Origin of the sequence: Cypionkella sp. (genome assembly GCF_030652235.1) — a bacterium.
Lineage (GTDB): Bacteria > Pseudomonadota > Alphaproteobacteria > Rhodobacterales > Rhodobacteraceae > Cypionkella.
The window spans coordinates 1-21,858 of record NZ_JAUSBA010000050.1 but is presented as its reverse complement, the minus strand read 5'-3'; the positions used below and the strand labels follow the sequence as shown (position 1 = coordinate 21,858).

Genomic DNA, 21,858 nt, shown 5'->3' with positions numbered 1-21,858 from the left:
TAATACACCGCCCCTCGGTCCACGCGCGGACAGATGCCGTCTTGCCCCGCCCCCCCAGCTCGGGGCATTGTCAGGCCCAGATAAAACCGGAGGCTGCGATGATTCCCGTAAAAGGCTACGAGGGCCAAAAAGTGGCCGTGCTGGGTCTGGGCCGCTCTGGCCTTGCCACCACCCGAGCCCTGATTGAAGGTGGGGCCGAGGTGCTGATCTGGGACGACAGCCTCGAAGCCCGTTTTAAGGCCGAGGCCGAGGGTTTCACCTGCACCGACCTGACCCGCGCCGGCGCCTTTGAGGGCGTAGTGGCGCTGATCACCTCGCCCGGCATCCCGCATCTTTACCCCACCCCGAACAAAGTGATCGCGCGGGCCCTGGAGGCCGGGGTGCCGCTCGACAACGATATCGGCCTGTTCTTCCGCAGCTTTGCGGGGCCGGAGTGGGACGATTTCGACATCACCCCCCGGGTGATCTGCGTCACCGGATCGAACGGTAAATCCACCACCACGGCGCTGATCCACCACATTTTGGAGGTGGCGGGGCGGGCGACGCAGATGGCGGGCAATATCGGTCGCGGGGTGCTGGATATCGAACCCGCGCAGGATGGTGAGGTGGTGGTGCTGGAGTTGTCCTCCTATCAAACCGACCTCGCGCGCAGCCTGACGCCGGATGTGGCGGTGTTCACCAATCTCTCGCCAGATCATCTGGATCGTCACGCCGGAATGGGCGGCTATTTCGCGGCCAAGCGGCGGCTGTTTGCCGAAGGGGGGCCGGATCGAGCGGTGATTGGGGTGGACGAGGTTGAGGGTCGGTTTCTCGCCAATCAGTTGGCCGAGGGGCCGCAGGATGATCGGGTGATCCGAATATCTTCGGGGCAGAAGCTAGAGGGCTTTGGCTGGGCGGTGTTTGTCCGCAAGGGGTTTTTGGCGGAATGGCGGCGGGGCAAGCAGGTGGCCTCGGTCGATCTGCGCGAAGTGGCGGGGCTGCCGGGGGCGCATAATCATCAGAATGCTTGCGCGGCTTATGCGGCCTGTCGGTCTCTCGGGATCGGGCCGAAGCTGATTGAGACCGCGTTTCATTCGTTTGCAGGGCTGCCGCATCGCAGCCAGTTGGTGGGCGAGAAGGCCGGGGTGCGGTTTGTCAATGACAGCAAGGCCACCAATGTCGATGCGGCGGGCAAGGCGTTGCAGGCGTTTGCGAAGATCCGCTGGATTGCCGGGGGGATGGGCAAGGAAGGTGGCATTGCGGGGCTTACGCCGCATCTGGGATCGGTGTTGAAGGCTTACTTGATCGGCCATTCGGCGCGTGAGTTTGCGCTGGAATTGGGCGACACCCCTTATGAGATTTGTGAGACGATCGAGCGGGCGGTCAGCCGGGCTGCTGAGGAGGCTGTGGCGGGGGAGGTAGTGTTGCTGGCCCCGGCGGCATCCTCGTTTGATCAGTATCCGAATTTTGAGGTGCGGGGCGATGATTTTACCGCGCGGGTGAAGGCTTTGCTGGGGTGAGTGGACGGTCCCGACGCGGGACCATTTTTATTTCATTTTGGTTCAAAGAGTTATGGAGCTGCGTTCAGGAAGTGTTAAGCTTTCTGCCGATTTGCTCTTTTTGAAATACTCCCGCCGGAGGCTTCTGCGGCTGGCCTAATGTGCCTCCGGCGGGGATATTTGAGCAGAGAGGATGACCTGAGGAGCTGGTTTTGGGCGCTGCGGTTTGCTTACAGCCTGCGGAACGTCGGCACGGGACCAGAGTTATCGAAGAACGGCACGCCGGGTTGGGGGTGGCCGTTTAACAGGGCGGTGACTTCGGCGAGCACAACTTCAGTGATGAAGGGCAGATCGAGCGCGCGGGCTTCCGCAAGGCCGATCCAGTGCAGGTGCGACAGTTCGGTCAGGGTGTCGGAGAAGACCTCTGTGTCACCTGTGACGCCTGCGGCGGAGGTGAGGAAGAAGCGGGCGTCAAAGCGGCGCGTGCGGCCCGGCGGGGTGATCGCGCGGAACATGAAGTGCAAAGCACCGGGGGCGGGACCCGGCAGCGAAAGCCCGGTTTCTTCGGTCAGTTCGCGCAGGGCTGCGGTCGCAAGCGTTCCCGGCGTGGGGGCATCTGCGGGGCAGTTCAGCGTCAGGCGGTGGGCGCAATCGGTACCCAGGCCGGGCAGCGCATCGGTGGCATCTTCGGCATCGACGCTGCCACCGGGGAAGACGTATTTCGACGGCATGAAGGCGGCGGCATGGCCGCGCTGGCCCATCAGCACCTCAAATCCGGAGCCCGCAGGCCGCCACAGCACGATGGTGGCGGCGGGGCGGATCGCTTCGGCTGCGGGATTGCTCACAACTGCTCGGGCGTGGTGGGGGTGGTGCGGCCAAAACCATGCATTCGTTTGGCCCATTGCAGCCCGACCAGCGCGCCTTTCAGGCGCGGCAGCAGATAGAGCGACAGTGCCACGGTGCCGATGGAGAAGAGGGTGATCAGCGTGGCAGGCTCGGGCCGGTATTTCACGAAGACGAACATCAAGAGCGGTGCCATCAGATGGCCGACGATCAGGATGGTAAGGTAGGCCGGGCCATCATCGGCGCGCTGCGGGGTGAAGTCTTCGGAACACACAGGGCAGCTTTCGCGCACCTTGAGATAGCCTTTCAGCAGCGGGCCTGCGCCGCAATTCGGGCATCGCCGCGCCCAACCCCGGCGCAGGGCGGGCCAAGCCGGACGCTCGGCGAAGGCGTCGTGATCATGGGTATGAAGATCAGCGGCTTCATGATCAGTGTCGAGGTGTAGGGCAGCGTCGGTCATCGGAAAATCCTGAATGCAAGAAGCATGTTCTAAGCGATATGGGGATGAAAGTTGAGTACTTACACGGGGGGGCGCTGCTTTGTCGCAAGCGGGCTTGAAAATAAATCAAGCAGCGGGGCGCGACGGAAACCGAAAGCTGCGGCGTTTATCTTGGTATGAACGCCATAGCAGAGGCTGTGGCGAGCTTCAGGAGAAGAAAATGCTTCACAGTAAATCGGCGATCAACACCAAATTGGCGCGCTACAGCACACTGGCGGGAAATCCGAAACTGGCAGGGTCGGCCTTGATTCTGGTGGCGGCTTTGATGGGGGCTGCGGCCTATGCGCAGGATGCGACGCCACCAAAGCCACCGCATGGCGGGTTTGATTTCGCCACTTTGGACGCCGACAAAGACGGCAAAGTGACCAAGGCCGAGGTCGAGGCGTTCCGCGCCGCCAAGGTCAAGGAAATTGACGCCAATGCGGATGGCAAAATCTCGGCGGATGAGCTGGCGGCACCGCGGATTGCAGCCTCGACCGATCGGATCAAGGCACGCTCGGCGGAGATGGTCAAGAAGATGGACACGGATGGCGATGGGCTGCTGAGTGCGGCCGAGATGGCGGCGCGACCGGGGCCGGAGATGCTGTTTGACCGGATCGACGCCAATGCAGACGGGGCGGTCACCCAAGATGAGGTCGATGCCGCGCGCAAGGCGATGCATGAGAAGCATGGCAAGGGCCACGGCAAGCACGGCAAAGATGGGCATGGCAAGCCGCGTCCTCCGATGGAGGATGACATGATGGGCGGGCCGGATGGCGGCCAAGATGCAGGGAATGAACCGGCGAATTGATCAAACCTGATCAGACGTCCTGATCTGGGTCAGGGCCGAAGATCCCCACAGGCTTTGGTTGGGATCGCGGCGTTAGGGGTGGGGTTTGCGGTTGTTGCGGCAGACCCCACGTCACAGTGAAACCCATATCTGTTGCAAAATGTTGCGAGCCCGGGGCAAGCCGGGTAAGCCCGATCACAGGATGACAATGCCGCGCGATACCCTTGCAGACTTGGCTGATGAGGCGCTGGTGGTGCTTTATGCCCATGGCGACCCGGATGCCGCACGGCTGCTGGCTGGGCGGCTGTTGCCGCGGGTTTTGGGCTATGCCGGGCGGATGCTGGCAGACCGGGCCGAGGCCGAGGATGTGGCACAGGAAGCGATGCTGCGGTTGTGGAAGGTGGCACCGGAGTGGCGACAGGGGGAGGCGAAAGTCTCGACCTGGATTTACCGGGTGGTGGCCAATCTGTGTACGGACCGCTTGCGGGCGCGCAGGCGGCGCCGGGCCGAGGCGCTCGATGATGTGGCCGAGCCTGCGGATGGCGCTGCGTCTGTGGTGGCGGGGATGATTGAGGCGGACCGGATGGCGGCGTTGGATCAGGCTTTGGCCGCCCTGCCCGAGCGGCAACGCGAAGCGGTGGTGTTGCGGCATATCGAGGGGTTCAGCAACCCCGAGATTGCCGAGATACTGCAAATTGGCGTGGAAGCGGTGGAAAGTCTGACGGCGCGGGGCAAGCGGGCTTTGGCTGCACTTTTATCAGGGCAGCGGGCGGCTTTAGGCTATGAGGAGGCGGAATGATGGATGACCTTGACGATCTGTTGGCCGGGGCATCGCGGGCTTTGGTGCAGCCGTCGGAGGCGCTGGTGGCGCGGGTTTTGGCGGATGCGGCTGATCTGCAAGCGCGGCCTGTGTGGGTGGCTGCTGTGGTGCCGCGCGCGGGGTGGTTGGCGGGCTTGGCTGCGTTGTTTGGCGGGGCAGGGTCTTTGGTGGGGGTCGGCTCGGCTGCGGTGGTGGGGTTGTTTTTTGGCTTTGTGCAGCCGGATGGTCTGGGCGCGGTTTCGGATATGTGGGCTGTGGGCTCGGTCGATCAGGTCGATTTGATGCCGCAGCTTGATGTGCTTTTGGCAGAGGAATAGGTGATGAGCGAAGCGGCTGAGGTGAAAGCACCGGGCAAGGGGTTGCGGATCGCGCTGGCGGTTTCGGTGGCGCTGAACCTGGCCGTGGCGGGGGTGTTTGCGGGCTCGTTTCTGAAGGATCACGAAGAGGGCGGGCCGCGCGGTGTGCGTGAGATCGGCTTTGGTCCGTTTTCCGAGGCGTTGAGCCGTGAGGATCGCAAGGCGTTGCGCAAAGCTTTGCTGGCGCGGATGCCCGAGATGCGGCAGGCGCGGCAAGAGGCGGGGCAGGATGCACAGGTTTTGCTGGACGTGCTGCGGGCCGATCCGTTTGATCCGGGCCAACTGACGACGGTGCTGGAGGCGCAACGGGTGCAGATGGCGGGGCGGTTTGAGGTGGGGCAGGGCTTGATGCGCGATCTGCTGGTGGGAATGACGCCCGAGGCGCGGCGGGTGTTTGCGGACCGTCTGGAGAAGCGTTTGCAGCAGGGGCGCAAGGGCGGGCCGGATAAGTTTGGCGATGAGGGGTCACCACCGAAGCCTTAGGGATTGGTGGGTGGGGGCCGGGGCACTTCTTCGGCCTTTTGCTTGACCGTGTCAGGCGGCGGTGCGGCTGATGGTGACTTGGTTGCGGCCTGCCGATTTGGCGTGAAGCAAGGCGCGGTCGGCGCGGTCGATCAGGTCTGACAAGGTGTCTTTGACGCAGGGAGCGCAGGCATCGGCGGAGGTGGCAAGACCAATGGAGACGGTGACCTGCAAAACAGAAAAATCGCCGATTCGCACCGGGGATTCTTCGATGGCGTGGCACAGGCGTTCGGCAATGCTGCGGGCCTCGGTGAGCGAGGTTTCCGGCAAAGCGATGAGAAATTCTTCGCCACCGATGCGGGCCAGCAGATCGCCCACCCGCAGGTTGCGGTTCAGCCTTTGTGCCACCTCAATCAGCACGGCGTCGCCTGCAGCATGGCCCCAGCGATCGTTCACCGACTTGAAGCGATCAAGATCGACCACCATCACGGCAAACTCCTGCCCCGATCGGCGGGAAATATCGGCGATGGCGGCGAGTTGCGCCATGCCGTAGCGGCGGTTGTGCAGGCCGGTCAAGCTGTCAATCATCGCCAGCCGCAAACCGTCTTGCACCGAGGCCCGCATCGCATCGGCCTCGCGTTTTCGCGCCAGCAGCCGGACCAGCCGCAGCGCAAGTTCTTCGGCCGGGATGCCATGTGCCACCAGATCATGCGCGCCAAGATCAAACGCCACCGCCGCCGCGATGGCCGATCCGCGGCTGGATTGCACGCAAAACGCGCCGTGTCGGCTGTGGGTGCGCGAGCGCAGTTCTGACATCAGCCGCAGACCAGAGCCTGGACCGTTGAAATCGGATTCGATCAAAAACACATCCGGCGTGGTGCCGTCATGCATGCCTTCGGTCATCGCCTCTTCTGCCGACATGACAAGCACGCGGTCGGTCAGATGCGGGGCCATATCGCGCCGCAGTTTCAGCGCCACTTCGCTGCGTTGGGTGATCAGGGCGATCACACCGGGTTGATAAAACGTCGCCGGAGCTTCGGCCAGACCCAGCATGGCGATGCCGTCGTGATGCGGTGAGTAGCCTTCCACTTCATCGCGAGCGCGCATGAAGCTGCGAATCCGCGCAAGCAGGTTTTGATCATCGAGCGGTTTTTGCAGGAAATCATCGGCCCCGGCGCGGAATGACGCACAGCGCGCTTTGGCATCCAGCACAGGCGAACAGATTGCGATCGGCACATGCCGCAAGCCGGGTTCCGCCCGCAATCGTTTTAGCAACCGCAGCCCCGGCATATCGGGCAGGGTAAGTTCAAGCAGGATCAGATCCGGTGCTTCGGTCAGGGCAAGTTTCAGACCGCTGGCGCCATCCGCCGCCAAAAGCGGGGTATAGCCCGCAGCCGTCAGCCTGACCTTCATGACGATGCGATTCGTCGCAACATCGTCCACGATGAGTATCTTGCCGACCATTGTCGAAACACCCGCACCTATTGTTAAGCTTGTGTTTCCACTGTGGCGTAGAAAGGGTTAAGAAATCCTTTCCAAAATTAATAGATCAGCAGCGCAATTTCGGTATGACCTGCGCAAAACCTGGGGAAAACGGCATGAATAAGCGGGAATCTGCTGAAACTCTGGCTTTGCAGGCGTTTGCGTGGCTTTTGGCACAGGATGATCTGGTCGGGGTATTCCTTAACGCGACAGGGGCGGGGCAGGGCGAATTGGCGGCACTTGCGGGTGATCCGGTGTTTTTGGGCGCGGTGCTGGATTTTCTGATGGAGGATGATGCGCGGGTTATCGGGTTCTGCGATGCCTCCACTCTGCCCTATACGGCGGTCATGCATGCGCGGACAGAATTGCCGGGTGGGCAGTTGCCGAACTGGACCTGATTGCGTTTTTTCGATCAAGGCTTCAGGGTGCGGCCAAAAGAAAGCCCCGGTCAGCAGGCTGACCAAATGGAGACTGGCATGATTGAGGCGCTGATTTTCGACAAGGACGGCACGCTGTTTGATTTTCGGCTGTCTTGGGGCGCGTGGACACGCAGCCTGTTGGCCGAGTTGGGCGATGCCGATGGGCGGCTGGCGCAGGTGTTGGGATATGATGCGGCGCGCAATGATTTTGCCATCGACAGCCCGGTGATCGCGATGACCACGCCCGAAATCGCCGATATTTTGCTGCCGCATCTGCCGGGGCTGGGGCTGGACGAGTTGTTGGAGCGGATGAACCAGCTGTCTGCCGATGCGCCGATGGTGCCAGCGGTGGATTTGCCCGCCGTGCTGGGGGCTTTGCGGGCGCGCGGGCTGAAGCTGGGCTTGGCGACCAATGACACCGAGGCGCCAGCGCGGCGGCATTTGGCCGGGGCCGGGGTGTTGGAGTTGTTTGATTTCGTGGTGGGCTGTGATTCCGGCTTTGGCGGCAAGCCCGCGCCGGGGCAGCTTTTGGCCTTTGTGCGGCACTGTGGTTTGACACCGGGGCGGGTTGCCATGGTGGGCGACAGTTTGCATGATCTGGATGCGGGCCGGGCTGCGGGAATGCAGGCGGTGGCGGTGCTGACCGGGATCGCTGTGCGCGCCGGTCTTGAGGCTCATGCGGATGTGGTTTTGACCGATATCAGCCATTTGGGCGCTTGGATTGACGGCTTGGCGGCGGTCTAACCGGGGCGTCGGACAAAAACGACACATTTGCGTCGGGAACGTGGTGCGCTAAGGCTCTGCGTTTCGTTCATCTTGGGCACCAGCAGCGTCCACGGTTGTGGTCGCCAGAATGGAGACGCCAGATGAGCGATGACGCAAGCCGCAAACGTATTCGTGCCGGGGGTCGGGCGGGCAACAAAAGCCGGGCGGGCTCGGCAGTGATTGACCAGATGCCGTGGCGGATTCCGGTGAATAACGACCGCCCGATTGAACCTCTGGATGCCGATGGTGTGCAGGCGGTGCACAAAGCGACGATGCGGATTTTGAAGGAAATCGGCATCGAGTTTCTGAACCCCGAAGCCGTGGCTTATCTCAAGCAGGCTGGCTGCGTGGTGAACGGCACCAACGTCAAGATGGACGAAGATTTCGTGATGGAGATGCTTTCCCATGCGCCGGAAAGCTTTACCATTACCCCACGCAACCCAGAGCGTGCAGTGATCATGGGCGGCAAGCACATGCTGTTTGTGAACGTATCCAGCCCGCCGAACGCCTGGGATCTGGAGCGCGGCAAGCGCACGGGCGACTTTGCGACGTTCAAGGAATTCATGAAGTTGACGCAGTATTTCAACTGCATCCATATCGCGGGCGGCTATCCGGTAGAGCCCGTGGATATTCATGCCAGCGTCCGGCATCTGGACTGTCTGTATGAAAAGCTGACGCTGACCGATAAGGTCGTTCACGCCTATTCGTTGGGGGCAGAGCGGGTCGAGGATGTGATGGAGATGGTCCGTATCGCGGGCGGTCTCAGCCATGACGAATTCGACGCCAAGCCCCGGATGTACACCAACATCAACTCGGTCTCGCCGTTGCAGCATGATTATCCGATGCTGGACGGAGCGATGCGGTTGGCCAAGCGTGGGCAGCCTGTTGTTATCACGCCATTTACACTGGCAGGAGCGATGGCGCCTGTCACGATGACGGGGGCGGTATCGCTGTCCTTGGCCGAAGGTTTGGCGGGTGTGGCCTTGCTTCAATACATCAATCCAGGCTGTCCGGTGGCTTTGGGCACGTTCACCAGCAACGTCGATATGAAGTCGGGCGCGCCCGCGTTTGGCACGCCGGAATATATGCGGGCGACGCAGATGACCGGGCAGTTGGTGCGGCATTACAAGCTGCCGATGCGCTCGTCTGGCACATGTGCGGCCAACGTGCCGGATGGGCAGGCGATGTGGGAAACCAGCAATAGCCTGTGGGCGGCGGTGCAAAGCCGCACCAACATGGTCTATCACGCCGCGGGCTGGCTGGAGGGCGGGCTGATCGCAAGCCCCGAGAAGTTCATCATGGACTGCGAAGTGTTGCAGATGATCCAACGTTATTTTGAGGATGCGGTGGTGGCGGTGACCCCGGATGATCTGGCGTTTGACGCGATCAAGGCGGTTGGCCCTGGCGGGCATTACTTTGGCTGCCAGCACACCCAAGACCGCTATGCCACGGCATTTTACGCGCCCATCGTGTCAGATTGGCGCAATTATGAGGCGTGGCAGCAAGATGGATCAATCTGGACGGTGGAGCGCGCACACCGGATCTACAAGCAAATCATCGCGGAATTTGAAGCGCCCGAGATGAACGGCAATCATCAGGAAGCGCTGCGGCAGTTCGTGGCCAAGCGCAAGCAAGAGGGCGGCGCGCCTACCGATTTCTGAATTCTTGCAAAGGGTTATAGGGGGCCTGTGCGAATTTCTGCGCGGGCCCTTTGGCATTTTGGACGCCCGCTTGCCTGTGGGTCGTGAAGCGTGTCAGATTTAGATTGAATCGAACATCGCTGCCTCTCGCAGGTGCTTGAACGCGTTTTGCGATGAGGATGTTTCTCGCAAAACCTGACACGCTCTAAATCAGCGAATGTCGCGCTGCCCTTGCGGCGATTTGGTAATTGTTAAGGCCCCGCGCTTAAACTTGGGGAGAATCATTTTGCGAGTGTCCCGATGCACGGCCTGATCAACCGCTCGATCCAGTGTTTTCTGCGCGACACCTATGGGGTGGCCAACTGGTCGGCGATTGCGCGCGCGGCCGGCCTTGGCTTTGACAACTTTGAACCGCTGCTGTTGTATGACACAGCGCTGACCGAAGCCGTGATTGACGCCGCAGCCCGGCATTTGCAGCGGCCGCGTGAGACGGTGTTAGAGGATTTGGGCACCTATCTGGTGTCGCATCCCAATCTTGAAGCGCTGCGTCGGCTGTTGCGCTTTGGTGGGGTGAGTTTTCAGGATTTTCTGCACTCGATGGAAGATTTGCCGGAACATGGCCGCTTGGGCCTGCCCGATCTGGAGGTGCCCAGCTTCACCCTGCTGGATCAGGGCGAGGGGCGGTTTTTGCTGCATGTCTCAAAACTGATTGATGGGGTAGGGCATGTCGCGGTCGGGCTTTTGCGGGCGATGGCGGATGATTATGGCGCGTTGGTGGTGCTGGATCATGCCGGGGTCGAGGCAAGCTGTGAGGTGGTTGCGGTGCATCTGCTGGATCACACTTATGCAAAGGGGCGGCGGTTTGAGCTGGCCATGCCGGAGGCTTAGCTGATGCCGGGTGCTGCCTTAAACCAAGCTGCGCTGTCGCGGATGATGCCGATGCATGTCGGTCTGGATGCGGTGGGTAAGATCACCACGATGGGGCCGACTTTGGCCAAGCTTATTGAGGGGCCGCTGCCGTTGGGGGTGGGGCTTCTGAAAGTGTTTGCGGTGCGCAGGCCTGCTGGGATCTCCTCGATGGATGATCTGCGGGCGCGGGCCGGGTCGACCCTGCATGTCGATTTGCGCGGCAAAGGCGATACGTTTCGCGGGCTGGCGATGCCGACGGGCGATGGCGGGATGCTGTTGAACCTGTCGTTTGGCATCCGGCTGATTGAGGCGGTGCGGCATCATGCGCTGACCGATGCGGATTTCGCCGCCACCGATATGGCGGTGGAAATGCTGTATCTGGTGGAGGTCAAGCAGGCTGTGATGACCGAGCTCAGGCGGCTGAACCTAAGTCTGCTCGGCGCGAAGGCCACGGCGGAGGAACAGGCGTTGACCGATACGCTGACGGGCTTGCGCAACCGGAGGGCGCTGGAAGTGTCGCTGCCGGCCCTGATCGGGCAGGGCGTGGCGTTTGGCTTGATGCACATTGATCTGGATTACTTCAAGCAGGTGAATGACACACTGGGCCATGCAGCAGGGGATGAGGTGCTGCGCGAGGTGGCTAAGGCGCTGGTGGTGGAAACGCGGGCGTCGGATATGGTGGCGCGGGTGGGCGGCGATGAATTTGTCGTGCTGTTGCCGGGGTTGTCGGACCCGGCGCGTCTGAATCAGATCGCGCGGCGGATCATTGATCGATTAACGCAACCGATTGATTTTGAAGGCACAGACTGCCGGATTTCAGCCTCGATCGGGCTGACGATTTCGACTTTGTATGATCCACCCGAGGCCGAGCGGATGCTGAGCGATGCCGATGCGGCTTTGTATGCGTCAAAGCGAGCGGGGCGGGCGCAGGCGCAATTTTATCAGTCGACGGGGGGGAATTTTCTATCGGCATGAGGGATTCTCTGGCGGTCAGACCGCCAAAAATTCCTTGACGAAAGCCGTGGCGGGGCGGGCGCGGATGTCTTGCGGGCGGCCGATTTGCTCGATGCGGCCCATCGACATCACCACCACCAAATCGGCGAGTTCCATGGCTTCGTCTTGGTCGTGGGTGACGAACACGGTGGTGAGGCCGGTGGTGTCGTGAATTTCGCGCAAGCCCGCGCGGAGTTCTTTGCGCACACGGGCATCTAGGGCGCCGAATGGCTCGTCGAGCAGCAACATCCGGGGTTCGATGGCGAGGGCGCGCGCGAGTGCGACGCGCTGGCGCTGACCGCCGGAAAGCTGGCTGGGATAACGCGCGCCGATGTCGGGCAGTTGTATCAGCTCCAGCAGTTTGGTGACGCGGCGGGCGATTTCGGCCTTGGCCGGGCGCTGGGCGGAGGGGCGGGCGCGCAGGCCGTAGGCGATGTTTTCAAACACCGTCATGTGGCGGAACAAAGCGTAGGATTGGAACACAAAGCCTGCGCGACGGTCTTGCACGGTCAGGTTGGTCGCGTCAGTGGCATCAAACAAGACCCGGCCGGCGGTGGGAAACTCAAGGCCGCCAAGGATGCGCAGCAGCGTGGTTTTGCCGGAGCCCGAGGGGCCAAGCAGTGCAACCAAAGCCCCCGAGGGAATGGAGAGTGAGACGGGATGCAGGGCTGCCGTCGCGCCGAACTCTTTGGAAATCTGATCAATTTCGATTTGCATGGGCTGGCCTTTCAGGGACGGTGTGCGGCGGCAAGCTGATCGGCAAAGCGCCATTCCAGCAGGGTTTTCAGGGTGAGGGTCAGCAGGGCGAGCAGGGCCAGCACGGCGGCGAGGCTGAAGGCTGCGACCGAGAGGTATTCGTTGTACAGCATCTCGATGGTGATCGGCATGGTGGCGGTCTGGCCGCGAATTTTGCCGGACACGACGGCGACCGCGCCGAATTCACCCATGGCGCGGGCGTTGCAAAGCAGCACGCCGTACAGCAGCGCCCAGCGAATGTTGGGCAAAGTGACGGTGAAGAAGATGCGCCAGCCGGAGGCTCCAAGCGTCAGAGCGGCTTCTTCCTCGGCGCGGCCTTGTTCGATCATCACCGGGATCAGCTCGCGGGCAACAAAGGGGAAGGTCACGAACATCGAGGCGAGGATGATCGAGGGCAAGGCGAAGACGATGGGGTAGGCTTGGGCGACCATCCAACCGCCGATGGCGGTGTTGGCACCGAAGGTCAGCACGAGGCAGAGGCCCGCTACGACTGGTGAGACTGAGAAGGGCAAATCAATCAGGGTGATCAGCAGGGCTTTGCCGCGAAAGTCGTATTTGGTGATGAACCAAGCGGCGGCAATGCCGAACACGGCGTTCAGCGGCACGGCCACGGCGGCGACGATCAGGGTGAGTTTGATCGCCGATGTCGCCTCGGGGTTGGCTAGGGATTTGATGGCTTCGATGGCGCCTTTTGACAGAGCCTCGGCGAAGACGGCGACGAGGGGGGCGAACAGCAGGAGGGCGAGGAAGATAATGACCGCGGCGATCAGCGCGACCCGGAAGCCGGGGGATTCGGTGGTGACGGGGCGGTGGGCCTGCGGAGTTTTGGATTTAAGGGTGGTGGGGGTGTCAGACATAGCCAATCCTCCGGCGGCTGAGAACTTGGATGGCGTTGATCAGCAAGAGGATCGCGAAGGAAATCACCAGCATGGCGATGCCGATGGCGGTGGCCCCGACATAGTTGAATTCTTCGAGTTTGATGACGATCAGCAGCGGTGCGATCTCGGTTTTTAGCGGGATGTTGCCTGCGATGAAGATCACCGAGCCGTATTCGCCAACCGCGCGGGCCAGCGACAGCGCAAAGCCCGTCATCGCGGCGGGGGCCAGCATCGGCAGCACCACGCGGCGCAGAGTGTAGGCGCGGGTGGCGCCGAGGGTGGCGGAGGCTTCTTCAACCTCGCGTTCGATTTCCTCGACGACGGGCTGCACGGTGCGGGTCACAAAAGGCAGACCAACGAAGATGAGGGCTATCAGGATGCCCCATTGGGTATAGGCGATTTTGAAACCGAGATCTTTGGCGATGGCCCCGAACGGGCCGTTCGGGGCGTAAAGCGCGGTTAGGGCGATGCCCGCGACGGCGGTGGGCAGCGCGAAGGGGAGGTCAACGGCGGCGTCTAAAAGGCGGCGGCCGGAGAAGCGGTAGCGCACGAGAACCCATGCGAGGGCGACGCCGAAGACGAGGTTGACCAGGGCGGCGATGAACGACAGGCGGAACGATAGGAACAAAGCGCCCCAGATGCGGGGGGTGTTCACCTCGGTCCATAGGGCGGGAAAACCAGCCGTGGCGCCCTTCAGAAGAAGGGCGCAAATTGGCAGCAAGACCACCAGAGACAGTAGGGTGAGAGTGATCCCGGCACTTAAGGCCATGCCGGGGAGTGGCGAGCGGTTGATCAGCGGTCTGCGCATGGGGCGTTACTTCGCGGTGTAGATTTGGTCGAAGGTGCCACCATCGGCGAAGTGGGTTTTTTGTGCTTCGGCCCAGCCGCCGAAGTGGGAGATGTCGACCAGTTCCAGTTTCGGGAAGCGGGCGACATCAGCCGGGTCGGCTTTCGATGTATCCCAGCCACGGTAGAAGTTTTTGAAAATAATGGCTTGGGCTTCGGGGGTGTAGAGGAAGTTCAGATAAGCCTCGGCCAGTTTGCGCTGATCGTCGTTGTGGATATTGGCCTCAACAAGCGCAACGGGCGGCTCAGCGAGGATTGAGAGCGACGGGACCACGATGTCAAACTGATCTGCGCCGAGTTCTTTTTCTGCCAGATAGGCTTCATTTTCCCAGGCCAGCAGCACATCGCCAATGCCGCGCTGGGCAAAGGTGGTGGTGGCATCGCGGGCGCCTTTGTCCAGCACAGGCACATGTTCCAGCAGGGATTTGACATAGGCTTGCGGGTCTTTGCCGTTCTTTTCGGCCCAAGCCCACGCGGCGAGGTAATTCCAGCGCGCGCCTCCGCTCGTTTTGGGGTTCGGCGTGATGACTTCGACACCCTCATTTACCAGGTCGCCCCAATCTTTGATGCCCTTCGGGTTGCCCTCGCGCACCAAAAACACGATGGTCGAGGTATAGGGCGAGGAATTGTGCGGCAATTTCGACTGCCAGTCGGCGGGCAGTTTGCCTTCCTTGGCGACCTTGTCGATGTCGGCGGCCAATGCCAGCGTGACCACCTGCGCATCCAGACCTTCGATCACGGCGCGGGCTTGGGCGCCGGAACCGCCATGGCTGGCCTCAATCGTCGGGGCCGGGTTGCCTGCGGTGATGTAGCTTTCGATGAAGGCGGCGTTGAGGTCTTTGTACAGCTCGCGCGTTGGGTCGTAGCTGACGTTCAGCAGGGTTTCGGCGCGCAGTTCTTGTGCGGCGGAAAAGCTGAGATACAGCGCCGAGAGCGCGATCAGCGCGGCTTTGCCCAGCCAGTTTTCGCGCACCGGGAAGCCTGTGAACTCGCGCTCGCCGGTGGTGATGGTGACGCGGCCATCGGGGTGGCGCTGGGTGAGGGTGCCTTGGGCAGTCGGTTTGTCATAAGCAGAGATTGGGCCTGCAACGGTGATGGTGGTGAGCATTGGTTTCTCCTGCGGAAATGCGTGGCGTTTGGCCGGAAAGGGAAGGGCGGGGATCAACCCGAGAATGGGGGCGGTCATCGCGCATAGGCGTCCAAGGGCTCGACGCGGGTTTCCCACAAGCGGGCATCGCGGCCATCGAGCAATTCTTGCACCGCCGCTTGCGGATCGCGGGTGAAGCGAACCAGCGGGTTGCCCGAGACACGGTGGGCGCGCCCGGTGCGGCGGTCGATCAGAGAAACCTGATAGGCGCAGGACATCGGTGCCGCATGGCTGAAGTCTGAATGGGGTGCTGCGAACATGGTGGTCTCCCTCTGGATTGTTTGGGCAGGGTCGAGTGTATCGACGCCCTTAATAACGACAGAGTTAGTCGAGTATGGCAATGGAAAAATACCGCTCTTTTTTGTCGTGATTTTAGAAGAAAATTCTCTCTGCCTTATTGTCAATGGGTTGATGGGCGGGAACTCGGTTTTATTAGATATACTTATTTAAAAACAATGCATTAGAGAATTTTCAAAAGTATCACGATAAGAATGGTAGACATTTATAATTTTTGCCTCATCCTAGGCATCAAAGCAGAAGGGGAACGGCTATGGCCGAGCTTGACCAGATTGATCGCAAGATTATCTCCGAGTTGATGCGCGATGCGACGCTGCCAGTGGCGCAGATTGCCGACCGGGTGGGGCTGTCGCAGACGCCGTGCTGGAAACGGATTCAACGGCTTGAGGCCACCGGCATCGTCACCGGACGGGTGGCAATGGTAGACGCGGCCCGGCTTGGCTTTGGGCTGACGGCGTTTGTCGAGGTCGAAGCCGTGGATCATTCCGCCGAGTGGCGCGATGCGTTCGTGAAGGCGACCGAGGCGATCCCCGAGATTATGGAAGTCTACCGGATGGCCGGAGAGATGGATTATCTGCTGCGGATTTCGGTGGGCGATACGGCGGATTTTGACGGGCTATACAAACGCCTGACCGATGCGGTGGCGATCAAGAACTTTACCTCGCATTTCGTAATGGAGCGGATGAAGTTTGGCACGGCTTATCCGGTGGACACCCAGCGGCGTTAATTTAGCACTGCGCGCAGAAAGTCTTGGGCCAATGCGACGCCCGCAGGGGTGATGGTGTGGCCGACGCCGGGCAGCAGGTGCAATGTGGTTTGCATGCCTGCAGCGGTGAGGGCGGCTTCGGCCGTCGTGGCCTCGGAGATAGGCATCACCGGGTCGGTGGTGCCGTGGATCAGCAGGACCGGGGTTTTTAGCGCTGGCGTCAGCGGTGCCGGCGTGGCGAGGCGCAGTGAGAAGGCGACAACTGCGCCCACCTGCCAGCGGCCGGACGCCACGGCGTCCAGCGCCATGATCGCGCCTTGCGAGAAGCCGATCAAAGCGACGTTGTGCAACTGGTTTTGCAGGCCGTGGGCTTCGATGATTTCGGCGAGGGTGGCGTCGAAACTGGCGCGGGTTGCAACGACCCGGATGGGGCGGTTGGCCTTGGTGACGCCAGCGATAGAGAACCACTGACGCCCGGTGTCGCCCAAATCATAGGGTTGCGGTGCATCGGGGCTTTCGCATTGCGCGCCGATATTTTGCGCGATGTGTTGGCCGATCGGGGCCAGATCGGCACCACTGCTGCCGACACCGTGCAGCATGATCAACAACTTGCTCATGCTTTGTCCCAAGGCAGCAGGGGTCCTGCCGGGACAAGGCCCAAGGGGTTCAGGGTTTTGATCGAGTAATAGCCGCGTTTGATATGGTCGATGCTGACGGTATCGCCGATGCCGGGAAGTGCTAGGATGCGCAGCATATAGGCTTGCAGGCCAGGGTAGTCGGCGATGCGTTTCAGGTTGGTTTTGAACAACCCGTGATAGGCGGCATCAAAGCGGATCAGGGTGACGAAGGCGCGGATATCGGTTTCGGTAAAGGCTGTGCCGTGCAGGTAGGGGCGGTTGTCGGACAGGCGCGCCTCTAGGCTGTCGAGGCTGGCGAACACATCGGCGAAAGCGGATTCGTAGGCGGTTTGGGTGGTGGCAAAGCCTGCGCGATAGACACCATTATTGAGCCCTGGGTAGATCTGGTCGTTCAGGGCGTCGATCTCAGCGCGCAGGGCCTCGGGGTAAAGATCGGGGCCAGTGGCGATGCTGCCGAAGCCAGAGTTGAGCATACGCACAATGTCAGCAGATTCGTTGTTGACCAGCGTGTCGGTGTGTTTGTCCCACAGCACCGGCACGGTGGCGCGGCCCGAGACGTGGGCATCGGCGCGGGTGTAGATCTGGTGCATATAGGTGGCGTTGTGCAGATGGTCCGGCGTGCTGCCGGGGTAGTCCCCAAAGCGCCAGCCTTGGTCGGTAAGGCTGGGCTCGACCACGGACACGGTGATGGCGGATTCTAAGCCTTTGAGTTGGCGCGCGATTAGAGTGCGTGACGCCCAAGGGCAGATCAGTGCTACATAAAGGTGGTAGCGCCCGGATTCAGCTTTGAAGCCGGATGTGCCATCCGGGGTGATCCAGTTGCGGAACGTCGATTGTTGGCGCACGAAGCCACCTGTCGCGTCTTTCGCCTGCACGGGCTGCCAGTTTTCCATCCATTTTCCGTCGACCAACATGTCAGGCAACCTTCGGCGAGAGGGTGATCGGGGTGCCCCAAGGGTCAGTCAGGGCGGCGGGAAGTTTGGCGCGCAGGGCGGCGAGGGGGGCTGCATCTGCCAGAATTTCAAGATCGGCAAGCCCGGTCGAGGGGAAATTGCGCTTGCCTGCACCCCGGCTGTTCCAAGTGTTGGTGGCAATGTGATGGTGGTAGCCGCCTGCGCCGTAGAAGGCGGCACCGGGGTAATGGGTGGTGATCGCAAAGCCTAAGGCGCCATTGTAGAACGCCTCGGCCTCGGGCACAGATCCGGTTTGCAGATGGACATGGCCGATCACCGTGCCCTCGGGACTTTCGGTGAACGGGGCCTTGGCAGAGGCGGCGAGGTTGTTCAGATCAAGGCCGTTGGTGGCCATTTGAATCTGGCCGCCTTGGGTTTTCCACGCCGAGCGCGGGCGGTCGATATAGACCTCTATGCCGTTGCCTTCCGGGTCTGACAGATAGATCGCCTCGCTGACGAGGTGGTCAGAGGCACCCTCCAGAAGCAGTTGACTGTCAGAGGCGTGCAGCAGCCACGCGCCAAGATCGGCACGGGTGGGCAGCAGGAAGGCGGTGTGAAACAAGCCAGCTTCTTTCGGGCTGCGGCGGCGAGCGGTTTTGTCGGCGCGCAGCTCCAGCAGTGGGGTGTTGCCCGCGCCAAGGCGCAGGGTTTCGCCATCATTGCTAAGTTCAGTCAAGCCAAGCGCTTGTTTGTAAAACGAACCGACACGCCCGATGTCATGCACCGTCAGGGCGACGCGGCCGATTTCCAAGGATGCAGATGCAGTGGACATGTCGATTCTCCGAAAGTTCAGGGGTTAGCTGCGGCGGCTTAAAGATGCGGCACCGTCGCCGAGCATAGATTGCACCACAAGGCCGATGATCCAGAACGCCGGATATTCCCAGCCGCCGTTTTCGTTGGTGAAGAAGAAACCTGCGGCAAAATGCACGGTGACAATGGCCCCGAGCAACACGGGAATCAGGACGAGAGAGACGGTGCGGGTGCGGTATCCGGCGATCAGGGCGAGGCCGCCGAGCACTTCAAGCAAGATCACCAGATAGGCGAGCGGGCCGGGCAGGCCGATGCTTTGGAAGAAGCCAGCGGTGCCTGCGGGGGTGAAGACGAAGATTTTCAGACCAGCATGGGCGAGGAACAAAGCGCCAAGGCTGACACGCAGGATGAGGGCGGCGAGGTCGGTCTGGCTGGTGGATTGGGTGGGCAGGGCGGTCATTGCGATGATCCTTTGGGTTTGGATGGATGATCGCAATATGGCTCTTGCCGATTGGATTGATAATCTTGCCAAATGGAAGATCATTCCATCCGATTTGGAAGGGATGTGCTGGGGTGCGGCAGTTGTTGCACCAGAAAATCAATCAGCATCCGCATCTTCAATGCCAGATGCCGACCGGAGGGATACAGCGCAAACACCCCCATCGGCGGTTCTTCATAAGCGCCGAGCAGGCGGACGAGGCGACCGCTGGCAAGGCTGTCGGCCAGAACAAAATCGGGCGAAGACGCGATGCCAAGCCCGGCCTCGGCGGCGATCATACAGGCGGAGGCATTGGAGAAGATAAGCCGCCCATCCACCGCAACGCGTTGATTCTGAGCGAACATCCAGCGATGGGGGTCGCGGTAATTGGTGTCGATCAAACAGTCATGCCCGGTCAAATCTTGCGGTGTTTGCGGAACCCCCCGCGCCGCAAGATAGGCGGGGGAGGCCGCGACGATCAGTTGCGAGCTGCACAGTTTGCGCGCAATCAGCGTGGTGTCGCGGGGCTTGCCAACCCGGACCGCCATATCAAAGCCCTCATCGACAAGGTTCACAAGGCGGTCAGAGAAATGCACATCCAGCGCGATCTCGGGATAGGCCTTGGCAAAATCGGCCAGACGCGGGGCAAGCCGGATGGTGCCAAAGCTTAACGGCGCGCTGAGCCGGATCTTTCCGCGTGGCAACAAGGCAGCGTTGCGGATTTCGGTATCGAGCGCGTCAAATTCATCGAGCAGGCCGCGCAGACGGTCGAAATAGGCTTGACCCGCCTCGGTTGCTGCCAGCGCGCGGGTGGTACGGTGCAACAACCGCACGCCAAGCTCGGCTTCAAGCTTTGACACCAGCTTGGAGGCTTGGCCGGAACTGGTGCCCAAGCGCTGCGCTGCGGCGGCAAAACTGCCGGTTTCCAGCACGGTGACGAACATACGTTCGCTGATCAGCCGATCCATTGGCGCGCTTTCGCTGGGGAATTTGGCAAATATTAGTGTGATTGTTGCCGCTTTGGAAGGAAGATGCACCGGGGGAGGTGGAAGCCCAAGCGATGGGTTTCATTGACAAAATCATGGGAAGTGGCAGCCCGTAGGGGAGTCGAACCCCTCTTACCAGAATGAAAATCTGGTGTCCTAACCGATAGACGAACGGGCCACTGCGGCGGTTCCTAAGCGGTTGGCGCGCAGGGTTCAAGAGGGGAAACCGATTCAGCCGTCGATTCTTGCAGCCATCAACGCGATGGCTTGCTGATACACCTTAGCGGCGTTCCATTCTTTGATCACCGCGAAGTTTGGCTCGCCTTCCTGATAGCCCAGCCCAGGTTGCCAGCCCTTCTGGCGCAAGTAGTTGGCGGTGGTTGCCATCGCGTCGGTGAGGTTGGTCAGATCAATCCGCCCGTCGCCGTTGCCATCTTGGCCGTAAGCCAGCGCATTGCCGGGCAGGAACTGAGTGTGGCCAAGCTCGCCATGCTTTGCGCCGACAGATTTGGCGCTGATCGAGCCTTGATCGACCAGCAGCAGCGCGCCGATCAGATGCGGGCGGAAGAAATCTGTGCGGCGGCAGTCGAAGGTCAGGGTGGCGATGGCCGAGACGACATTGGTGTCACCCATGAAATTGCCAAAGCCGGTTTCCATCCCGTGGATGGCGAGCAAGACGCCTGCGGGCACACCATATTGCGTCTCAAGCCCTGCATAGAAGTCGGGATTCTTCTTTTCGCGGGCGCGGCCCTGCGAAATGATCGCATCGGCGCCGCGCACGGACAGGAACTTTTGCAGGGTGTATTTGAAGCTTTTCTGGTTGCGATCCGCCGCGATGGTGGCTTTGGAATAGCTTGCCCCCAGCAGGGCCGCGCGGCCCGCTTCGCCGACGCCCTCGGCTTTGGCCGCTTGCGCCATATCGGCCTTCCACGCGTCAAACCCAGATGAGGTGTTGCTGCAAGGGGCAGACAAACCAGGGGCGGCTAAAGTCAGGGAAAAAAGCAATGCGGTCAAAGATTTGGTCAACACGGTCTGCATCCAACAAGTAAAGATTGTGGGCAGAATAGCCGGGCTGTCGCGCGGCGCAAGGGGGCTGAAACTACTCAGCGGTTTCAGGGTAATGGAAGAAGTGGCAGCCCGTAGGGCTTCCATTGGTATGTCTGACACCGTCTGTCACTGTCTGAAATCTTCATTGTTTCCAAATGCTTGCTGCATTGTATCGTCCGCACCCGTCTTGATTTGACCGCCTGTTTATGCGTAATCCCTTAGGCAACGCTTAGGCAAGGGGTTTCGGTATGTCGCGCAAGGAATACGAAAAGCTGGACGACAAGTTCATTGCTGCCATCAAGGGGCCGGAACCCGGCAAGACGGTCACGCGCTTACGCGACAAGCTTGCCGACGGGCTTTTCCTGCGGGTCACGAAGCACACTGACCGCAAGGGCGTCGAACGGGTATCGAAGTCCTTTGAAGTGTTCTTCACGTTGAACGGCAAGACTTCTTGCACGGGTTTGGGCCGTTGGGTCGAACCACCGCGCCCCGGTGAACCGAAGTTTCAAAAGGGATTGAGCGTCAAGGAAGCCCGTCGCAAAGCTATCGAACTTCGCGAAATGGTCGAAGCAGGGCAAAACCCCATCGAAGTTAACCGGGCGAAAAAGGTCATTCCCGACGCGCCGAAGGTCGTAACCTTTGCCGACGCTTTGGACGAATACATGAAAAGCGACTACATGCAAAAGACGCTTTCCAGCGACAAGCACCGCAAGCAATGGCGGGCAAGCCTTGACCTTCATGCCGTGCCGAAGATCGGTGACAAGAATGTGGGCACCATCACGATTGACGACGTGAAGGAATGTTGATTTGCACTGAGAAGTGACCCGGGTAGGCGGATAATTTCCATTGAGATTTGACCCATGTGACCCTCCCCCAAGCGAAGAGCGAGGGGTTCAAAGGAGTGATCGACATGGGACTACTGAACGTTATCCGGAAGCTGC

Annotated in this window: 26 protein-coding genes and 1 tRNA gene; 12 read left to right on the top strand and 15 right to left on the bottom strand. The window is 60.9% G+C overall.

Features of this window, described 5'->3' with window-relative positions; all coding sequences use genetic code 11:
- Nucleotides 1-98: 98 nt before the first annotated feature.
- Nucleotides 99-1,499: a UDP-N-acetylmuramoyl-L-alanine--D-glutamate ligase gene (murD, locus tag Q7V03_RS17435; RefSeq protein WP_304926866.1), complete on the top strand. Its 1,401-nt coding sequence runs from the start codon at nt 99-101 to the stop codon at nt 1,497-1,499.
- Nucleotides 1,500-1,708: 209 nt separating this feature from the next.
- On the opposite strand, the gene Q7V03_RS17430 is transcribed toward murD, so the two are convergent.
- Both Q7V03_RS17430 and Q7V03_RS17425 read right to left on the bottom strand, forming a co-directional pair.
- The gene (locus Q7V03_RS17430) at nt 1,709-2,323 is read right to left on the bottom strand and encodes an NUDIX hydrolase (protein ID WP_304926865.1); all 615 of its coding nucleotides are present in this window, start codon (nt 2,321-2,323) and stop codon (nt 1,709-1,711) included.
- Nucleotides 2,320-2,781 carry a DUF983 domain-containing protein gene (locus tag Q7V03_RS17425; RefSeq protein WP_304926864.1) on the bottom strand — a complete coding sequence of 154 codons (462 nt, stop codon included), beginning with the start codon at nt 2,779-2,781 and terminating at the stop codon, nt 2,320-2,322. Before Q7V03_RS17425 ends, Q7V03_RS17430 begins: the two co-directional genes overlap by 4 nt.
- A gap of 199 nt (nt 2,782-2,980) precedes the next feature.
- On the opposite strand from Q7V03_RS17425, the gene Q7V03_RS17420 reads away from it, so the two are divergent.
- From Q7V03_RS17420 to Q7V03_RS17405, 4 genes are all read left to right on the top strand, one after another.
- A complete protein-coding gene (locus Q7V03_RS17420; RefSeq protein WP_304926863.1) occupies nt 2,981-3,610 on the top strand; it encodes an EF-hand domain-containing protein in 630 nt (209 codons plus the stop codon).
- A 181-nt stretch (nt 3,611-3,791) separates the two neighbouring features.
- On the top strand, nt 3,792-4,388 hold the full coding sequence (locus tag Q7V03_RS17415; protein WP_304926862.1) for an RNA polymerase sigma factor: 597 nt from the start codon (nt 3,792-3,794) through the stop codon (nt 4,386-4,388).
- Entirely contained in the window at nt 4,388-4,726 is a 339-nt protein-coding gene (locus Q7V03_RS17410; RefSeq protein ID WP_304926861.1) for a hypothetical protein, read from the top strand. The genes Q7V03_RS17415 and Q7V03_RS17410 overlap by 1 nt, the downstream gene beginning before the upstream one ends.
- A 3-nt stretch (nt 4,727-4,729) precedes the next feature.
- On the top strand, nt 4,730-5,248 hold the full coding sequence (locus Q7V03_RS17405) for a periplasmic heavy metal sensor (protein ID WP_304926860.1): 519 nt from the start codon (nt 4,730-4,732) through the stop codon (nt 5,246-5,248).
- 51 nt (nt 5,249-5,299) lie between these two features.
- Here Q7V03_RS17405 and Q7V03_RS17400 read toward each other — a convergent pair whose 3' ends face one another.
- The gene (locus Q7V03_RS17400) at nt 5,300-6,670 is read right to left on the bottom strand and encodes a diguanylate cyclase (RefSeq protein ID WP_304926859.1); all 1,371 of its coding nucleotides are present in this window, start codon (nt 6,668-6,670) and stop codon (nt 5,300-5,302) included.
- A 155-nt stretch (nt 6,671-6,825) separates the two neighbouring features.
- On the opposite strand from Q7V03_RS17400, the gene Q7V03_RS17395 reads away from it, so the two are divergent.
- The 5 genes from Q7V03_RS17395 (at nt 6,826) to Q7V03_RS17375 (ending at nt 11,417) form a co-directional block, all read left to right on the top strand.
- On the top strand, nt 6,826-7,107 hold the full coding sequence (locus Q7V03_RS17395; RefSeq protein WP_304926858.1) for a DUF3572 domain-containing protein: 282 nt from the start codon (nt 6,826-6,828) through the stop codon (nt 7,105-7,107).
- A gap of 78 nt (nt 7,108-7,185) precedes the next feature.
- Nucleotides 7,186-7,872: an HAD family hydrolase gene (locus Q7V03_RS17390; protein ID WP_304926857.1), complete on the top strand. Its 687-nt coding sequence runs from the start codon at nt 7,186-7,188 to the stop codon at nt 7,870-7,872.
- Between the two features lie 122 nt (nt 7,873-7,994).
- On the top strand, nt 7,995-9,554 hold the full coding sequence (locus Q7V03_RS17385; RefSeq protein WP_304926856.1) for a trimethylamine methyltransferase family protein: 1,560 nt from the start codon (nt 7,995-7,997) through the stop codon (nt 9,552-9,554).
- A 279-nt stretch (nt 9,555-9,833) separates the two neighbouring features.
- Nucleotides 9,834-10,421 (top strand): heme NO-binding domain-containing protein, encoded by a 588-nt coding sequence (locus Q7V03_RS17380; protein WP_304926855.1) that lies wholly within the window; start codon nt 9,834-9,836, stop codon nt 10,419-10,421.
- Nucleotides 10,422-10,424: 3 nt separating this feature from the next.
- Nucleotides 10,425-11,417 (top strand): GGDEF domain-containing protein, encoded by a 993-nt coding sequence (locus Q7V03_RS17375; RefSeq protein ID WP_304926854.1) that lies wholly within the window; start codon nt 10,425-10,427, stop codon nt 11,415-11,417.
- Nucleotides 11,418-11,432: 15 nt separating this feature from the next.
- Here Q7V03_RS17375 and Q7V03_RS17370 read toward each other — a convergent pair whose 3' ends face one another.
- The 5 genes from Q7V03_RS17370 to Q7V03_RS17350 form a co-directional block, all read right to left on the bottom strand.
- Nucleotides 11,433-12,152, bottom strand: coding sequence for a sulfate/molybdate ABC transporter ATP-binding protein (locus Q7V03_RS17370; protein WP_304926853.1), 720 nt, complete (start codon nt 12,150-12,152; stop codon nt 11,433-11,435).
- Between the two features lie 11 nt (nt 12,153-12,163).
- Nucleotides 12,164-13,048: a sulfate ABC transporter permease subunit CysW gene (gene cysW / locus Q7V03_RS17365; RefSeq protein ID WP_304926852.1), complete on the bottom strand. Its 885-nt coding sequence runs from the start codon at nt 13,046-13,048 to the stop codon at nt 12,164-12,166.
- Complete coding sequence (gene cysT, locus Q7V03_RS17360; protein ID WP_304926851.1) at nt 13,041-13,877, bottom strand: sulfate ABC transporter permease subunit CysT; 837 nt, start codon at nt 13,875-13,877, stop codon at nt 13,041-13,043. Before cysT ends, cysW begins: the two co-directional genes overlap by 8 nt.
- 6 nt (nt 13,878-13,883) lie before the next feature.
- Entirely contained in the window at nt 13,884-15,023 is a 1,140-nt protein-coding gene (locus Q7V03_RS17355; protein ID WP_304926850.1) for a sulfate ABC transporter substrate-binding protein, read from the bottom strand.
- A 74-nt stretch (nt 15,024-15,097) separates the two neighbouring features.
- The gene (locus Q7V03_RS17350; protein WP_304926849.1) at nt 15,098-15,322 is read right to left on the bottom strand and encodes a hypothetical protein; all 225 of its coding nucleotides are present in this window, start codon (nt 15,320-15,322) and stop codon (nt 15,098-15,100) included.
- A gap of 290 nt (nt 15,323-15,612) precedes the next feature.
- Between Q7V03_RS17350 and Q7V03_RS17345 the strand changes: the two genes are divergently transcribed.
- A complete protein-coding gene (locus tag Q7V03_RS17345) occupies nt 15,613-16,086 on the top strand; it encodes an Lrp/AsnC family transcriptional regulator (protein ID WP_304926848.1) in 474 nt (157 codons plus the stop codon).
- Here the strand turns inward: Q7V03_RS17345 and Q7V03_RS17340 are convergent.
- The 7 genes from Q7V03_RS17340 to Q7V03_RS17310 all read right to left on the bottom strand — a co-directional run bounded on the left by Q7V03_RS17340 (nt 16,083) and on the right by Q7V03_RS17310 (nt 20,908).
- Nucleotides 16,083-16,682: an alpha/beta hydrolase gene (locus Q7V03_RS17340; RefSeq protein ID WP_304926847.1), complete on the bottom strand. Its 600-nt coding sequence runs from the start codon at nt 16,680-16,682 to the stop codon at nt 16,083-16,085. The genes Q7V03_RS17345 and Q7V03_RS17340 overlap by 4 nt on opposite strands.
- Complete coding sequence (locus Q7V03_RS17335; RefSeq protein ID WP_304926846.1) at nt 16,679-17,617, bottom strand: glutathione S-transferase family protein; 939 nt, start codon at nt 17,615-17,617, stop codon at nt 16,679-16,681. The genes Q7V03_RS17340 and Q7V03_RS17335 overlap by 4 nt, the downstream gene beginning before the upstream one ends.
- Nucleotide 17,618: 1 nt before the next feature.
- Complete coding sequence (locus Q7V03_RS17330) at nt 17,619-18,428, bottom strand: VOC family protein (protein ID WP_304926845.1); 810 nt, start codon at nt 18,426-18,428, stop codon at nt 17,619-17,621.
- Between the two features lie 24 nt (nt 18,429-18,452).
- On the bottom strand, nt 18,453-18,866 hold the full coding sequence (locus Q7V03_RS17325) for a DoxX family protein (protein ID WP_304926844.1): 414 nt from the start codon (nt 18,864-18,866) through the stop codon (nt 18,453-18,455).
- A gap of 80 nt (nt 18,867-18,946) precedes the next feature.
- The gene (locus Q7V03_RS17320; protein ID WP_304926843.1) at nt 18,947-19,852 is read right to left on the bottom strand and encodes a LysR family transcriptional regulator; all 906 of its coding nucleotides are present in this window, start codon (nt 19,850-19,852) and stop codon (nt 18,947-18,949) included.
- 121 nt (nt 19,853-19,973) lie between these two features.
- Nucleotides 19,974-20,048: transfer RNA gene (locus Q7V03_RS17315), tRNA-Glu, on the bottom strand.
- Nucleotides 20,049-20,101: 53 nt separating this feature from the next.
- Nucleotides 20,102-20,908, bottom strand: coding sequence for a lytic transglycosylase domain-containing protein (locus Q7V03_RS17310; RefSeq protein WP_304926842.1), 807 nt, complete (start codon nt 20,906-20,908; stop codon nt 20,102-20,104).
- A 257-nt stretch (nt 20,909-21,165) separates the two neighbouring features.
- Between Q7V03_RS17310 and Q7V03_RS17305 the strand changes: the two genes are divergently transcribed.
- A complete protein-coding gene (locus tag Q7V03_RS17305) occupies nt 21,166-21,723 on the top strand; it encodes an Arm DNA-binding domain-containing protein (RefSeq protein ID WP_304926841.1) in 558 nt (185 codons plus the stop codon).
- Nucleotides 21,724-21,858: the final 135 nt, after the last annotated feature.